Origin of the sequence: Sphingomonas carotinifaciens (assembly GCF_009789535.1) — a bacterium.
GTDB lineage: Bacteria > Pseudomonadota > Alphaproteobacteria > Sphingomonadales > Sphingomonadaceae > Sphingomonas > Sphingomonas carotinifaciens.
The window spans coordinates 993510-1007826 of record NZ_WSUT01000005.1; the positions used below are offsets into that span (position 1 = coordinate 993510).

General features: G+C 69.7%; 13 protein-coding genes. 8 read left to right on the forward strand and 5 right to left on the reverse strand.

What is annotated here, in order from left to right:
• Nucleotides 1-78: 78 nt before the first annotated feature.
• The 4 genes from GQR91_RS06705 to GQR91_RS06720 all read left to right on the forward strand — a co-directional run bounded on the left by GQR91_RS06705 (nt 79) and on the right by GQR91_RS06720 (nt 6561).
• Nucleotides 79-2376: a TonB-dependent siderophore receptor gene (locus GQR91_RS06705; RefSeq protein WP_149682333.1), complete on the forward strand. Its 2298-nt coding sequence runs from the start codon at nt 79-81 to the stop codon at nt 2374-2376.
• 64 nt (nt 2377-2440) lie between these two features.
• Nucleotides 2441-3256, forward strand: a complete 816-nt coding sequence (locus GQR91_RS06710; protein ID WP_149682332.1) for a ferredoxin--NADP reductase — start codon at nt 2441-2443, stop codon at nt 3254-3256.
• Between the two features lie 5 nt (nt 3257-3261).
• Complete coding sequence (locus tag GQR91_RS06715) at nt 3262-3630, forward strand: winged helix-turn-helix domain-containing protein (protein WP_149682399.1); 369 nt, start codon at nt 3262-3264, stop codon at nt 3628-3630.
• 105 nt (nt 3631-3735) lie between these two features.
• Complete coding sequence (locus GQR91_RS06720) at nt 3736-6561, forward strand: porin family protein (protein WP_149682331.1); 2826 nt, start codon at nt 3736-3738, stop codon at nt 6559-6561.
• Here the strand turns inward: GQR91_RS06720 and GQR91_RS06725 are convergent.
• Together GQR91_RS06725 and GQR91_RS06730 are read right to left on the reverse strand one after the other, a co-directional pair.
• A complete protein-coding gene (locus GQR91_RS06725) occupies nt 6504-8090 on the reverse strand; it encodes an ABC transporter permease/substrate-binding protein (RefSeq protein WP_149682330.1) in 1587 nt (528 codons plus the stop codon). The genes GQR91_RS06720 and GQR91_RS06725 overlap by 58 nt on opposite strands.
• The gene (locus GQR91_RS06730; RefSeq protein ID WP_149682329.1) at nt 8087-8842 is read right to left on the reverse strand and encodes an ABC transporter ATP-binding protein; all 756 of its coding nucleotides are present in this window, start codon (nt 8840-8842) and stop codon (nt 8087-8089) included. The genes GQR91_RS06725 and GQR91_RS06730 overlap by 4 nt, the downstream gene beginning before the upstream one ends.
• Nucleotides 8843-8910: 68 nt before the next feature.
• On the opposite strand from GQR91_RS06730, the gene GQR91_RS06735 reads away from it, so the two are divergent.
• The gene (locus GQR91_RS06735; protein ID WP_112381845.1) at nt 8911-9675 is read left to right on the forward strand and encodes an SDR family oxidoreductase; all 765 of its coding nucleotides are present in this window, start codon (nt 8911-8913) and stop codon (nt 9673-9675) included.
• Nucleotides 9676-9909: 234 nt separating this feature from the next.
• On the opposite strand, the gene GQR91_RS06740 is transcribed toward GQR91_RS06735, so the two are convergent.
• Nucleotides 9910-10203, reverse strand: coding sequence for a 4a-hydroxytetrahydrobiopterin dehydratase (locus GQR91_RS06740; protein WP_149682328.1), 294 nt, complete (start codon nt 10201-10203; stop codon nt 9910-9912).
• 55 nt (nt 10204-10258) lie between these two features.
• Between GQR91_RS06740 and GQR91_RS06745 the strand changes: the two genes are divergently transcribed.
• From GQR91_RS06745 to GQR91_RS06755, 3 genes are read left to right on the forward strand one after another with little or no spacing between them, the layout of a single operon-like run.
• Nucleotides 10259-10672, forward strand: a complete 414-nt coding sequence (locus GQR91_RS06745) for a metallopeptidase family protein (RefSeq protein WP_149682327.1) — start codon at nt 10259-10261, stop codon at nt 10670-10672.
• Nucleotides 10672-11253 carry a heme ABC exporter ATP-binding protein CcmA gene (gene ccmA / locus GQR91_RS06750; protein ID WP_112381848.1) on the forward strand — a complete coding sequence of 194 codons (582 nt, stop codon included), beginning with the start codon at nt 10672-10674 and terminating at the stop codon, nt 11251-11253. The genes GQR91_RS06745 and ccmA overlap by 1 nt, the downstream gene beginning before the upstream one ends.
• Nucleotides 11250-11885, forward strand: coding sequence for a heme exporter protein CcmB (locus GQR91_RS06755; protein WP_149682326.1), 636 nt, complete (start codon nt 11250-11252; stop codon nt 11883-11885). Before ccmA ends, GQR91_RS06755 begins: the two co-directional genes overlap by 4 nt.
• 160 nt (nt 11886-12045) lie before the next feature.
• On the opposite strand, the gene GQR91_RS06760 is transcribed toward GQR91_RS06755, so the two are convergent.
• Complete coding sequence (locus tag GQR91_RS06760) at nt 12046-12915, reverse strand: RsmD family RNA methyltransferase (RefSeq protein ID WP_112381850.1); 870 nt, start codon at nt 12913-12915, stop codon at nt 12046-12048.
• Nucleotides 12912-14306 (reverse strand): threonine synthase, encoded by a 1395-nt coding sequence (thrC, locus tag GQR91_RS06765; protein WP_149682324.1) that lies wholly within the window; start codon nt 14304-14306, stop codon nt 12912-12914. The genes GQR91_RS06760 and thrC overlap by 4 nt, the downstream gene beginning before the upstream one ends.
• Nucleotides 14307-14317: the final 11 nt, after the last annotated feature.

The following is a 14317-nucleotide window of genomic DNA, read 5'->3' on the forward strand; positions in this document are numbered from 1 at the left end:
GCGAATTTTCCTTGTCACGGTGATCGGCTCCCTTTAGCAGCCTCTGCGAGTCATTATCAATATCACGGGGGAAAATTTATGCGCCTGGCGGGATGGCTGGCGGGAACGATGCTGGCCGGCATGGTGATGGCGCCGGCCGGCGCCGACCCGATCGCCCCGGACGACGACACCCAGACGCGCTCTGCCGAGGAGATCGTGGTGAACGGCCAGCGCGACGAGACCTCGGCCAAGTCGGGGACCAAGACCGACACGCCGCTGATCGCGACGCCGCAGACGATCACCGCGATCGACAATGCGGAACTGACCCGGCGCAACGCGCTGTCGATCAACCAGGCGCTCAGCTATGTCGCGGGCGTATCGCCCAACCAGCGCGGCAACGTCGCCACCCGTTACGACCAGTTGTTCGTGCGCGGCTTCTCGCCGGCGATCTTCATGGACGGGATGCGGTTGCAGGGCGGCGTGTATGCGATCCCGCAGATCGATTTCCATCTGGTCGACAGCGTCGACGTCATCAAGGGGCCGGCGTCGGTCCTGTATGGCAGCGCGACGCCGGGCGGTCTGGTGAACCTGACCAGCAAGCTGCCCTATGCGCAGGCGGGCGGGCGGATCGAGCTGGCCGGGGGCAATTTCGATCTGGTCCGCTCGGCGATCGACGTGAACCAGCCGCTGGACCGGGACGGCACATGGCTGTTCCGGGTGATCGCGGGGGCCGAGCAGTCGGACGGTTTCGTCGCCCGCACGCGCAACCGGCGCTATTATGCGCGACCGATGCTGACCTTCGCGCCGGACGACCGGACCAGCATCTCGCTGCTGCTGAGCTATCAGCGCGATCCGGAGGCGGCATCCTATAGCGGCGTGCCGGTTTACGGATCGGCGCTGCCCAATCCGTTCGGGCGGTTTCCGATCGACCTGAACGTGTCCGAGCCGGCGTATGAGGCGTTCGACCGCAAGCAGAAGTCGGCGACGCTGCTGATCCGCCACGACCTGTCCGATGCGGTACGCTGGACGACCAATGCGCGCTATTTCGATGTCGACCTGCATTACCGGCAAATCTACCTGTCCGCCTTTGCGACCACGGGCGCGGGTGCTGCGCGGCAGACCGATTTTTCCACCATCGTGCGCGGCGGTGGCGGATCGGACGAATCGTTCCGGACGATCACCATCGACAACCACCTGTCCGCCAGCTTCGGCACCGGGCCGGTCGGCCATACGCTGCTGGCGGGCGTCGACTGGCAGAACAACCGCGGTGTGAACGACCAGCAGTTCAACACCGGGGTGACGAACAACCCGGCGACCAGCATTGCGAACCTGAACCTGTTCAACCCGGTCTATGGCGGGGTGCAGCCGAACTTCCCGCTGCTCCAGACGCGCAACCGGCGCGCGATCGATCAGGTCGGGCTGTACCTGCAGGACCAGATTGCGATCGGGCGGTTGCAGCTGATCGCGAGCGGGCGGTGGGACTGGTACAATCAGGCGACGATCAACCGCAATCTGGCGCCGGGCAACACCAATGCGCTGGCCCGCCTGTCGCAGACCGCGTTCACGACGCGGCTGGGCGCGCTGTACGAATCGAAGATCGGGCTGTCGCCCTTCTTCAGCTATTCGGAGAGTTTCGAGCCACAGGCCGGCGTGTTCTACACGATTGGTGGCGGCAGCGTGACGACGGCGCCGTTCGTGCCGGTGACCGGGCGGCAATATGAAAGCGGGCTGAAATACCAGCCGGCGGGGACGAGCGCGCTGTTCACCCTGTCCTTCTTCGACCTGCGGCGGCGCAACGTGCCGGTGGGCGATCCGCGCGCGGGCGTGGTGGCGGGCATACCGACCGGCGCGCAGGTGCAGGTGGGCGAGGTCGCAGTAAAGGGCATCGAACTGGACGGGCGCGGCGAGATCGCACCGGGCCTGGATGTGACGGTGGCGGGCACCTACACCGATCCGCTGGTGACGCGCGGCACGCCGGTGGTCGGCAGCGGCGCACAACTGGCCGGCGTCACCGGAACGCGGCCGCTGGGCGTGTCGAAGTGGAGCGCGTCCGGCTTCGTCAGCTACGACCTGACCAGGGCGGGCGTCGCCGGGCCGCTGGGCGGCGTCACCATCGGCGGCGGTGTCCGCTATGTCGGCGAATCGGACGGTACCGCCAGCTTCGTGCGCGCCAACCAGACGGTGGTGGAGCGGTTCCGGTCGCCCGGCTTCGTGCTGGCGGACGCGGTGCTGGGCTATGACCTGGGCCGGCTGGATGCGGCGATGACCGGGCTGACCTTTACCGCCAATGTGAACAATCTGTTCGACACGCGGCACATCGCCTCCTGTTTTTTCAACAACAGTTGCTATTTCGGTGCATCGCGGACCTTTGTGGGCAGCCTGCGCTTCGCATGGTAAGGGCGCGTCATCGCTTGCAGGATCGAGAAGTGGAGGACGGCGCCCGGCGCCGGTCCCAAGGAGCATGAGTGTGTTGACGGAAACCAAGGTCGAACTGGCGCCCACCGCGGCGCTGAGCGTGGAGACGGTGCAAAGCGTCCACCATTGGAACGAGCATCTGTTCTCGTTCTCCATCTCGCGTCCCGACAGCTTCCGCTTCCGGTCCGGCGAGTTCGTGATGATCGGCCTGCCCGGCGACGCGGGCAAGCCGCTGCTGCGCGCCTATTCGGTGGCCAGCCCGTCCTATGACGAGAAGCTGGATTTCCTGTCGATCAAGGTGGCGGACGGCCCGCTGACCTCCAAGCTGCAAAAGGTGCAGCCGGGCGACCAGATCTATCTGGGGCGCAAGCCGACCGGCACGCTGGTCGCCGACGCGCTGCTGCCGGGCAAGCGGTTGTTCATGCTGTCGACGGGCACCGGGCTGGCCCCCTTCCTGTCGGTGGCGCGCGATCCGGACATCTACGACCTGTTCGACGAGGTGGTGATCGTCCATTCGGTGCGTCGGGTGAGCGATCTGGCCTATCATGACGAGCTGTCGGCCAAGCTGGCCGACGATCCGCTGGTCGGCGAAGTCGCGGCGGAGAAGTTCCATTATGTCCCCACCGTCACGCGCGAGCCGTTCCACACGACGGGGCGGATCGACGCGCTGATCGAGAGCGGGCGGCTGTTCGCCGACCTGCCGAGCGGGCACGCGTTCAACCCGGAGACGGACCGGATCATGATGTGCGGCAGCATGGACATGATCAAGAGCCTGGGCGCGCAGTTCGAGGCGATGGGCTTCCCCGAGGGGTCGAACGCGCAGCCGGGCGCGTACGTGATCGAAAAGGCCTTTGCCGGATAATGTCGGTGCGCCGGGGCCCGCTGAAGCTGAAGCTGCAGATCCTGTGCGGCGAAGTGATCGCGATGGGCCCCGGCAAGGCGGACCTGCTGGAGGCGATCCGGCAGCACGGGTCGATCTCCGCGGCGGGGCGCGCGCTGGCGATGAGCTATCGCCGGACATGGCTGCTGGTGGACGAGATGAATCGCTGCTGGTCGGCGAAGCTGGTCGCCACCGCGCGCGGCGGCGGCGCGGATAGCGGGGCGCGGCTGACCCCGGAGGGCGCACGCGTGCTGGCCGCGTACCGCGCGCTGGAGGGGGTGGTGGATACCTCCGCCGCGGACAGCGCGGCGCGGGCCACGCTGGAGGCGATGCTGCGCGAGGCACCGCGCGACTGATTCTCACAGTTTTGCCCGTTTATATGCGCCGGGCATAATTCTGCGACAAATCGCCCCTAGTCGGCCCCTCGATTATCAGTTCGGGGAAGCGTGACGATGCGGAGCATGATGGCAGCGATGCTGATGGGGGCGGTGGCATGGCCGGCCATGGCGACCGCGCAGACCGCGCCCGCGACACCGTCGACCACGACACCCGCGGCCCAGAGCGATCCGCAGGAGGGCGCCGATGGTGCGGGCGGCGCCGACGAGGCCGCGGACGGCGAGGCGGATATCGTGGTCACCGGGGCCCGGCCGCGCGGCTCCGTGATCGGCGACATTCCCCCCGACCAGACGCTGAGCCCGGCGGACGTGCGCTCCTACGGCGTCAGTTCGATCGCCGACCTGCTGACCGAATTGACGCCGCAGACGACGAGCGGACGCGGCGGCGCGCCGGTGGTGCTGCTGAACGGCAAGCGCATCTCGGGATTCCAGGAAATCCGCGATCTGCCGACCGAGGCGATCAGCCGCGTCGAGATCCTGCCCGAGGAGGTGGCGCTGAAATATGGCTATAGCGCGGACCAGAAGGTGGTGAACTTCGTGCTGCGCAATCGCTTCCGCTCGACGGTGGTGGAGGCGACGGGGCGGGTGCCGACACAGGGCGGGCAGGTGTTCGGCGAGGGCGAGGTGGATCTGGTGCAGATCCGGCGCGACAAGCGGTTCAGCCTGCATACCGAATATCAGGAAAGCTCCGCCCTGACCGAGGCGGAGCGCGGCATCACGGCGCCCCAGACCAATTTCGGCTTGAGCGGCAATGTGCTGGGCGCGGGCGGACGCGGCGAGATCGACCCGGCGCTGAGCGCGCTGACCGGCACCGCGACGACGATCGTCGGGGTGCCCGCAGGGGTCGCCGATCCGACGCTGGCGCAGTTCGCCGGCACGCCGGCCGATCTGCTGGACGCCACCCGCTTCCGCACCCTGCAGGGTGCGCAGCGGCAGTTCGGCACCAATGTGACCTATGCGCAGCCGATCTTCGGCAACATCTCCGCCTCGATCAACGCGCAGGTGCAGACGACGCAGAGCACCAGCCTGCAAGGCCTGCCCACCGCGCAACTGGCGCTGCCCTCGGGCAACCCCTTCTCGCCCTTCGGGACCGACGTGGTGGTCGCGCGCGGGTTCGACGGTGACTTCTCGCCCCTGCGCCAGCGCAACAACGCGCTGACCGGGCGCCTGGGTGCCGCGCTGAACGGCGAACTGGGGCGGTGGCGCTGGACGCTGACGGGCGCCTATGATCGCAGCGAAAGCCGGGTGGCGACCGATACCGGGCTGGATGCGGGCGACTTCAACACGCGGCTGGCGGCGGGCGATCCGGGCGCCAACCCGTTCGGGCCGCTGACCCCGGTGGACCTGCCGCTGGCGGCGCGCAACTTCGCGCGTTCGACCGCCCAGACCGGATCGGTCGACGCGCTGCTGAACGGCCGTCTGTTCAGCCTGCCCGCGGGCGACGTTTCGACCAGCATCAAGGTGGGGGCGGACACCAATTCGGTGGACAGCCGCTCCTTCCGCTTCGGCGAACTGCGCAGCGCCGACATTTCGCGCGATACGGTGAACGGACAGGTGAACCTGGACCTGCCGATCGCCAGCCGGACGCGCGGCGTGCTGTCGCCGCTCCGGCAATTGTCGCTGAATCTGAACGCCGGCGTGAACGAGGTATCGGATTTCGGCACGCTGACCACCATCGGCTACGGCGCGAACTGGTCGCCGATCGAGGGGCTTCGGCTGATCGCCAACGTCACCGATGCCGACAGCGCACCGTCGCCCACGCAGCTCGGCAATCCGCAGATCACCACGCCCAATGTCCGCGTGTTCGATTATGTGCGCGGCGAAACCGCGACGGTGACGACCATCGGCGGCGGCAACCCGCTGCTGCGCGCCAGCAACCGGCATGTCGAGCGGCTGGGCCTGACGCTGAAGCCGTGGAGCCAGACCGATCTCAACCTGACCGCCAGCTTCGTGAACAGCCGGACCGACGATCCGGTCATCGACCTGACGGCGGTGACCGCCGAGATCGCCGCCGCCTTCCCGGACCGTTTCCTGCGCGACGAGACGGGGGCGCTGGTGCGGCTGGATACGCGGCCGATCAATTTCGCGCGGACCGAGCGGTCCGAACTACGCTGGGGGTTCAACTTTTCCAAGCCCATCAAGTCGCAGATCCAGCGGCAGATCGAGGCCTATCGCGCGGGCCAGGGTCCCAATCCGTTCGAGGGACTGCGCCCGCCGGGCGGCGAGCGGCGGCGCGGCGGCGCGGACGGCGACCGGCCGCGGACGCCGCGCGAAGGAGATGCGCCGGCGCGCGGCGATGGCGACGGCCCTCGCGCCGAGGGCGGGCCGCCGCCCGGTGGGCCGGGTGGAGGCTTTCGCGGTCCGGGCGGCTTTGGCGGCCGGGGGCCGGGTGGCGGACAGGGCGGGGGGCGCATCCAGTTCGCGCTCTATCACACGGTGGCGTTCAAGGACCGGCGCGTGCTGGCGGATGGCGGGCCCGTGCTGGACCTGCTGGACGGCGGCGCGATCGGCAATGGCGGCGGATCGCCGCGCCATCAGGTCGAGTTGCAGGCCGGGTACAGCAATAACGGCCTGGGCGCGCGCCTGTCCGGCAACTGGCAGAGCACGACGCGGGTGAACGGCGGCACGGCGGAGGCGCCGGAGGCGCTGACCTTCGGCAGCCTGGCGACGGCGAACCTGCGGCTGTTTGCCGATCTGGGCCAGCGGCTGGATCTGGTGCGCGAACGGCCCTGGCTGCGCGGGGTGCGGGTCAGCCTGTACGTCAACAACCTGTTCAACCAGCGGCAGGAGGTGCGGGATGCCACCGGCGTGGTGCCGAACCGGTACCAGCCCGGTTATCTGGACCCGCTGGGGCGGACGGTGCGGCTGTCGGTGCGCAAGCTGTTTTCCTGAAGCCCGATCCGCCCGGCGAGCCAGCGGGCGGCGGCCTCCGGCGTCTGTTTGCCGGCGTCGCGGTCAACGCGGTAATTGGCTTGGCGGATGGCGTCTACCGGGATGCGGTGGAGGAGGGGGCGGAGGGCGGCGAGGAGGCGGGGGTCCGTTGCGTGGGCGGGGCCGAGGAGCAGGACGGCGTCATAGCCGGGGATCGCGCGCCTGGGATCGGTGAGGACGGTGAGGCCGTCCGCGGCGATGCGGCCGTCGGAGGAGAAGGCGGAGATGACGTCGGCCCGGCCGCTGGCAAGCGCGCGGTACATGAAGGTCGGGCTGTAGGGCGTCATCGCCGCGAAGCGTAGGCCATAGGCGTCCCGCACCGCCGTCCATTCCGGCCGGTCGAGAAATTCGAGATCGCTGCCCAGGCGCAACGCGGGCGCGGCGGCGGACAGGTCGGACAGGGTGGCGATACCCCGGCGGCGCGCATCATCCCCGCGCATGGCAAAGGCATAGGCATTCTCGAACCCCAGGGGGCCGAGCAGCCGAACCCCCTGACCATTCGTCCAGCGGGATAGGTCCGCGAGCATGGCGGCGCGCGGCGGCACGTCGCTGCGGTGCATCGCGGTGGTCCACAGCGTGCCGGCATATTCGACATAGACATCGACATCGCCGGCCCGGGCGGCACCGAAGATCACTGCGGAGCCGAGGCCGTCGCGGTAGCGGACCCGGTAACCGGCCTGCGTCAGCCGGTCGCCGATCAGGCGGGCAAGGATATATTGCTCGGAAAAATTCTTGGCGCCGATCACGACCGTGCGATCGCCGCCGCGCGGCCATAGCGGCGCGGTGGCGAGCGCGAGCCCGCCGGCGAGCAGCGCCACGCCGGTCAGCCAGACGGCACGGCGGTCGTGGGCAAGGCCGCGTTCGATCATGCCGATCACCGCATCGACGCCGAGCGCGAGCGCGGCGGCGGCAAGGCAACCGGCAAGGACGAGCGCCCAGGCCTGGGTCTGGAGCCCGGCAAAGATCAGGTCGCCGAGGCTCGGCTGCCCGACGGTGGTGGACAGGGTGGCGGCGCCGATCGTCCAAACCGCGGCGGTGCGGATACCGGCGACGAGGACGGGGGCGGCGAGCGGCAGTTCCACCTGCCACAGCTTTTGCGCAGGCGTCATGCCGACCGCATCGGCGGCGCGGGTAACGGCGGGGTCGAGCCCGGTCAGCCCGGTGACGCCGTTACGCAAGATCGGCAGCACCGCATAGAGCGACAGGGCAAGCAGCGAGGGCAGGAAGCCGAGCGCGGGGATGCGCCCGCCGACCAGCCCCGACAGGATGAGCAGCAGCGGATAGAAGAGCGCGAGCAGCGCCAGCGACGGGATGGTCTGCACAAGGCTGGCGAGGGCGAGCGCGATGCGGCCGAGCTTCGGCCGGCGGGCAGAGAGCAGCGCGAGCGGCAGGCTGACGACCATGCCGAGCGCGAGCGCGGCGATGGCAAGCAGGACGTGCTGGGCGAGCAGCGGGGGCACGCGGGCCAGCGCATCGAGGAACGCGCTCATCGGCTGAGCGCCGCCAGCCGTTCGGCCTGATGCCGGGGAACCGCCATCAGCGCCTGCGCCCCCTCACCGCCGCCGCCGGTGGCGAGCTGCCGGGGCGTGGCGTCGGCGACGATGCGACCCTTTGCCATCACCAGCACCCGATCGGCGAGGAGCAGCGCCTCCGCCATGTCATGGGTGACGAGGACCGTGGTGAGGGCGAGACGATCATGCAGTGCGCGCAGGCGGGTGCCGAGCCCGTCGCGGGTGACGGGATCGAGCGCGCCAAGCGCCTCGTCGAGCAGCAGGATCGCGGGCGAGGGGGCAAGCGCGCGGGCGATGGCGACGCGCTGGCGCTGACCGCCGGAGAGTTGGTCGGGGCGGCGGTCGGCGAGGTCGCGGGGCAGTTCGACCAGATCGAGCATTTCGGCGACGCGGTCGCCCGTGGGCGTGCCGGCAAGGCGCAGGCCGACCGCGATGTTGCGCGCGACGCTCATGTGCGGGAACAGGCCGTCGCCTTGAAACACATAGCCGATGCGACGGCGCAGCAGATGGGGTGGGCCATCGGCGATGTCGCGCCCCTCGACCTGGACGGTGCCGGCGTCGGGGCGGACCAGCGCGTTGATCGTCTGGAGCAGCGTCGACTTGCCCGAGCCCGAGGTGCCGACAAGCGCGACAAAGGCGCCGGGCGCGATGGCGAGCGATACGTCGTCCACCGCGGTGGTTGCGCCGAAGCGCCGGGTGACGCGGTCAAGCGCGATGATCGGGGCTGGCATCGGCGGCGATGATGCGGAATGATGCCCGAAACGTCAAACGATTGGCGGCGATCACAAGAGGAGAGGATATGCAGGCGATCTTCGTCACCGGTGCCGCATCGGGCATCGGGCGGGCCACCGCGACGCTGTTCGCCAAGGCCGGGTGGCGCGTCGGGCTGGCCGACCGGAACGAGGCCGGGCTGGCGGAGGTCGCCGCGAGCCTGGGCGGGCCGCACAGCACGCATGTGATGGACGTGCGCGACGTCGGCGCGTGGGAAAGCGAGCTGGCCAGCTTCATGATCGCGGGCGGGCGGCTGGACGTGCTGTTCAACAATGCCGGTATCGCCGCGGGCGGGCCGTTCGGCGCGATCGACATCGATGCGCTGGACCGGGTGATCGACATCAATTTCCGCGGCCTCGTCTACGGTGCGCGGGTCGCCTATCCGCATCTGAAGGCGACGCCGGGATCGTGCCTGCTCAACACGTCGTCGGCGTCGGGCATCTATGGATCGGCCGGGCTGGCGACCTATTCGGCGACGAAGTTCGCGGTGCGCGGGCTGACCGAGGCGCTGGACGGCGAATGGGCGGCGGACGGGATCAAGGTGCGCGCGATCATGCCCAGTTTCATCGATACGCCGCTCCTGGATGCGATGGTGGGCAAGGGCACCGCGCGCGAGCGGGTGCGGGCGCAGGGGCTGGAGTTCACGCCGGTCGAGACCGTGGCGCAGGCGGCATGGGACGCGGTGCATGGCGACCGGGTGCTGACCCCGGTGGGCCGGACGGCGCGGCGGATGATGTTCGCGGCGCGGTGGATGCCGGGCAAGCTGCGACGGCAGATGCGCGGGGGGCGGTAGGGCGTTTACGGCCCTCTCCCCAACCGGGGAGCATCAGGTGAACAGCGCCCCGCGCTGTTCAGCGCATGCCGGGGGCATGGGCGACCTGATGCTGGAGGGGACCCGCGGCTTTAGCCGTGGGGAGGGTGAGGCGCAGACAAACAGTGCTGTGCTGTTGGGCTGCCCCTCACCCTCCCACCGCTTGCGCGGCGGGCCCCTCCCTCTCCCCGAAGGGGAGAGGGCTTTTTGTTGGCGCTACTCGCCCATGATCGCGTCGATCGCCTCGGCGAGTTCGATGTCGCGGCCCGACAGGCCGCCGGCGTCGTGGGTGGTCAGCAGGATGTCGACGCGGTTCCAGACATTCTTCCATTCGGGATGGTGGTCCATCTTCTCCGCGATCAGCGCGACGCGGGTCATGAAGGCGAACGCTTCCACGAAATCGGCGAACACCACCGTGCGCGTGATCGCATCGCGTGCTTCGTCGTGATCCCAGTCGGGCAGGCCGTCCAGTGCCTCGGCCCGGTCCATTTCGCTGAGCGGCTCGATCATCCCAATCCCCTATATCGCTTGCCGGTTCCGGCGGGCCACGGGTATGGCCTGATGCATGGGCGGGCAAGACGGCATCGGCGCGGCACCGGACGCGCACACGATCGAGGCATTGGCACGCGCGACGATCGCCAAGCTGCCGCAAGCCTTTGCCGAGCATCTGGGCGACGTGGTGCTGTTGATCGAGGAGTTCGCCGATGACGAAACGCTGGCGAGCCTGGGGATCGAACATCCGCTGGACCTGACCGGCCTGTATCACGGGCGGCCGGTGGGCGAGAAATCGTCGATGGACTCCGGCGCGCTGCCCGACCGCATCCACCTGTATCGCCGCGCGATCCTGGACGAATGGATCGAAACCGGCGTGCGGCTGGACGAGCTGGTCGCGCATGTGACGATTCACGAGATCGGGCATCATTTCGGCCTGTCGGACGACGACATGCACGCGCTGGAAGACGCGGTGGCGGACGCGTGATGCTGGCCCTTAGCGGCGTGGCGGGCGCGCGCGGGCAACGGATGCTGTTCGAGGGCGTCGACATCGCGCTGGCGCCGGGCGGGGCGGGCGTGGTGACGGGGCCGAACGGGATCGGCAAATCGAGTCTGCTCAGGATCGCGGCGGGGCTGTTGCCGCCTGCCGCCGGCACGGTGGAGCGGGGCGGGCGGGTCGCGCTGCTCGCCGAGGGGGCGGCGCTGGACGGGGAGCGGACGGTGGCGCAGGCGCTGGCGATGTGGGCGCGGCTGGACGGGGAGCCGGACATGGACGCGCGCGTCGCCGGGGCGGTCGCGGCGGTGGGGCTGGCGGCGAAGGCGGATCTGGCGGTGCGGTTGCTGTCCACGGGGCAGCGGCGGCGGGTGGAGCTGGCGCGGGTGGTGGCGACGCGGGCGCCGATCTGGCTGCTGGACGAGCCGGCCAACGGGCTGGACGCGGACGGCGTGGCGATGCTGGCGGCGCTGATCGCCCGCCACCGGGCGGCGGGCGGCGTGGCGCTGGTGGCGACGCATCAGCCGATCGACCTGGGCGATGCGGTGGCGGTGCGCCTGGGCGGCGCGGCGTGACCGCGCTGATCCTGCGCGACGTGCGCCGGGGCCTGAGCGGCGGGACCGCGACGATCGTGATCGGCTTCTTCCTGCTCGTCATCATCCTGTTTCCTTTTGCGATCGGGCCGGACGGCGCGGTGTTGGCGCGGGTCGGCGGAGGCGTGATCTGGGCGGCGGCGCTGCTGGCGGCGCTGTTGCCGGTGGAGCGGCTGGTGGCGCCCGATCTGGAGGCGGGGGTATTCGATCAGCTGGCGGTGCGGGGACATTCGCTGGTGGCGGTGGCGGCGGCAAAGATGCTGGCGCACTGGATCGGGTTCGCGCCGCTCATGATGGTGGCGGCGGTGGCGGCGGCGGGGTTGCTGGATCTGTCGGCGGCGACGCTGTTGCGGGTCGAGCTGGGGTTGCTGCTGGGCACGCCGGGGCTGGCGGCGCTGGGGGTGGCGACGGGCGCGCTGACCGCGTCGCTGCGCGGGGCGGGCGCGCTGGCGGGGGTGGTGATGCTGCCGCTGGCGGTGCCGGTGCTGATCTTCGGCGCCGGCGCGCTGGAGGGCGGGGCGGGCGCGTTCAAGCTGCTCGCCGCGGTCTCGCTGTTGCTGGTGGCGGGGGCGCCGTTCGTGGCGGGCGGGGCGATCCGGGCGGGGATGCGGTAACCGCCGCCCTCGCCGCAACCGTCAGCGAAAGAACAGGAAGTAGAGCAACAACACGACCGGCAGGGGAACACCGAACAACCACAACAAACAACCGCGCTTCATGCCATTCTCCTGTTCATACAGGTCAGGCGAACGAGCCGGCGCGCGCGGGTGTTCCCTTTTACCGGCTCCAGCGCGCCCAGATGGCGGTGGGCAGGGTGAGGCCGCGGGCCTCCTCTCGCACGCCGAGTTCGCCGGCCTCGACGGTGCCGGGCAGGTCGGCAAAGGCCTGTCGCAGCATCTCGCCGATGGCGAGCGCGGACATGCGCACCGCATAGACGGTAAGGAACAGGAAGCGCGAATCCGCGTCGATCAGCTGGCGGCAATCGGCGATCAGGTCGGGCAGATCCTCCTCCAGCCGCCAGATCTCGCCATCGGGGCCGCGGCCATATTTGGGGGGATCGAGCAGGATGCCGTCATAGCGGCGGCCGCGACGCACCTCGCGCGCGACGAACTTGACCGCATCGTCGACGATCCAGCGGATGGGCGCGTCGGCCATGCCCGACAGTGCCGCATTGCCGCGCGCCGCCTCCACCGATTTCTTGGATGCATCGACATGCACCATGCGCGCACCCGCCGCCGACAGGGCCAGCGTGCCGACGCCGGTATAGCCGAACAGGTTCATGCATTCGGGCGACGTGGTGCCCTCCAGCCGCTCGCGCATCCAGCCCCAGACGGGGGCCATGTCGGGAAAGAAGGCGAGGTGGCGGAAGGGGGTGGTCTGCGCGGTGAAGCTGACTTCCCTCCAGCGCAGCGGCCAGCCCTCGCGCGGGGTCTGCTCGTGATGGATCCAGCGGCCGCCGCCTTCCTCGTCCGAGCCGGGGACGAACTCGCCCGCGGCGCGCCAGTCGTCCGTCGCGGGGGCCCATAGCGCCTGCGGCTCGGGACGGATGAAGCGGAAGCGGCCGTAGCGCTCCAGCTTCTTGCCATTGCCCGAATCGACTAGGCCGTAATCGGCCCAGGGTTCGCCGATCAGCGTGTCGAGCTTCATGCCGAGGCCTGTGCGTGCGCGGCGATGAAGCCGGTGACCGCGTCAAAGGTGCCGGGGAGCGATTCGTAGCGCTCCTCCCGCTCGAACAGGTCGCCGACGCGGTTGGGCAGCGGCGGGCGGGTGCCGGTGGCGCGCTCCACCGCGTCGGTGAACTTGGCGGGGTGCGCGGTGGCCAGCGTGACGACGGGGACGTCGCTGTCCAGGCGGCGCGCGGCGGCGAGCGCGATTCCCGTGTGCGGATCGATGATCTGCCCGGCGCGGTCGGCGGCCCAGCGCATCGCGCGGGTCATGTCGTCCAGATCGACCCGGTCGCTGCCGAACAGCGCGGCGGCGCCCTGGCTCTGCATGTTGGTCAGCCGCATCGCGCCGGTGCCCTCGAACCCGGCCATCTGCGCGGCGAGTGCTGCGCCGTCGCGGTTGCCCAGATCGTAGAGCAGGCGTTCGAAGTTGGAGGACACCTGGATGTCCATCGAGGGGGTGGGCGTCGCCTGTACCTGCCCCTTGGAATAATCGCCGGCGGACAGCGCGCGGTGGAGGATGTCGTTGACGTTGGTGGCGACGATCAGCTTTGCCACCGGCAGGCCCATCCTGGCCGCGACATAGCCGGCGAACACGTCGCCGAAATTGCCGGTGGGGACCGAGAAGGCGACCGACCGCTCCGGCGCGCCGAGGCGTACGGCGGCGTAGAAATAATAGACCACCTGCGCCATCAGCCGCGCCCAGTTGATCGAATTGACCGCGGACAGGCTGTAGCGATCGGCAAAGGCGCGGTCGTTGAACATCGCCTTCACCAGCGCCTGCGCATCGTCGAAATTGCCGTCGATCGCGATGTTGTGGACGTTGGGGGCGAGGACGGTCGTCATCTGGCGGCGCTGGATGTCGGTGACGCGGCCGGCGGGGTGGAGCATGAAGATGTCGATCTTCTCACGCCCCGCCACCGCGTCGATCGCGGCCGAGCCCGTATCGCCACTGGTCGCGCCGACGATGGTCAGATGCTTGTCGGTGCCGGTCAGGAACCGCTCGAACAGGAGACCCAGCAGTTGCAGCGCGACGTCCTTGAACGCCAGCGTGGGGCCGTGGAACAGCTCCAGCAGCCACTGGTCATGATCGAGCTGGACCAGCGGGGTGACGGCGGCGTGGGAAAAGCGGCCATAGGCGGCGGTGCACAGTTCGCGCAGCTCGCCCTCGGTCAGCGCATCGCCGACGAAAGGCAGCATGACGCGCACCGCGGTCTCGGCATAGGACAGGCCGGCAAGGTCGCGAATCGCGTCGGCCGACAGCGTCGGCCACGCCTCCGGAATATACAGGCCGCCGTCCGAGGCGAGGCCGGCGAGCGTGGCGCCGCGAAAGTCGAGAACGGGGGCGGTGCCGCGGGTGCTGTGATAACGCATGATCCGGCGGA

Coding starts and splice junctions, on each gene's coding strand:
- GQR91_RS06705 (WP_149682333.1), top strand. CDS start 79: ATGCGCCTGGCGGGATGGCTGGCGGGAACGATGCTGGCCGGCATGGTG.
- GQR91_RS06710 (WP_149682332.1), top strand. CDS start 2,441: ATGAGTGTGTTGACGGAAACCAAGGTCGAACTGGCGCCCACCGCGGCG.
- GQR91_RS06720 (WP_149682331.1), top strand. CDS start 3,736: ATGATGGCAGCGATGCTGATGGGGGCGGTGGCATGGCCGGCCATGGCG.
- GQR91_RS06725 (WP_149682330.1), bottom strand. CDS start 8,090: ATGAGCGCGTTCCTCGATGCGCTGGCCCGCGTGCCCCCGCTGCTCGCC.
- GQR91_RS06730 (WP_149682329.1), bottom strand. CDS start 8,842: ATGCCAGCCCCGATCATCGCGCTTGACCGCGTCACCCGGCGCTTCGGC.
- GQR91_RS06735 (WP_112381845.1), top strand. CDS start 8,911: ATGCAGGCGATCTTCGTCACCGGTGCCGCATCGGGCATCGGGCGGGCC.
- GQR91_RS06740 (WP_149682328.1), bottom strand. CDS start 10,203: ATGATCGAGCCGCTCAGCGAAATGGACCGGGCCGAGGCACTGGACGGC.
- GQR91_RS06745 (WP_149682327.1), top strand. CDS start 10,259: ATGGGCGGGCAAGACGGCATCGGCGCGGCACCGGACGCGCACACGATC.
- ccmA (WP_112381848.1), top strand. CDS start 10,672: ATGCTGGCCCTTAGCGGCGTGGCGGGCGCGCGCGGGCAACGGATGCTG.
- GQR91_RS06760 (WP_112381850.1), bottom strand. CDS start 12,915: ATGAAGCTCGACACGCTGATCGGCGAACCCTGGGCCGATTACGGCCTA.
- thrC (WP_149682324.1), bottom strand. CDS start 14,306: ATGCGTTATCACAGCACCCGCGGCACCGCCCCCGTTCTCGACTTTCGC.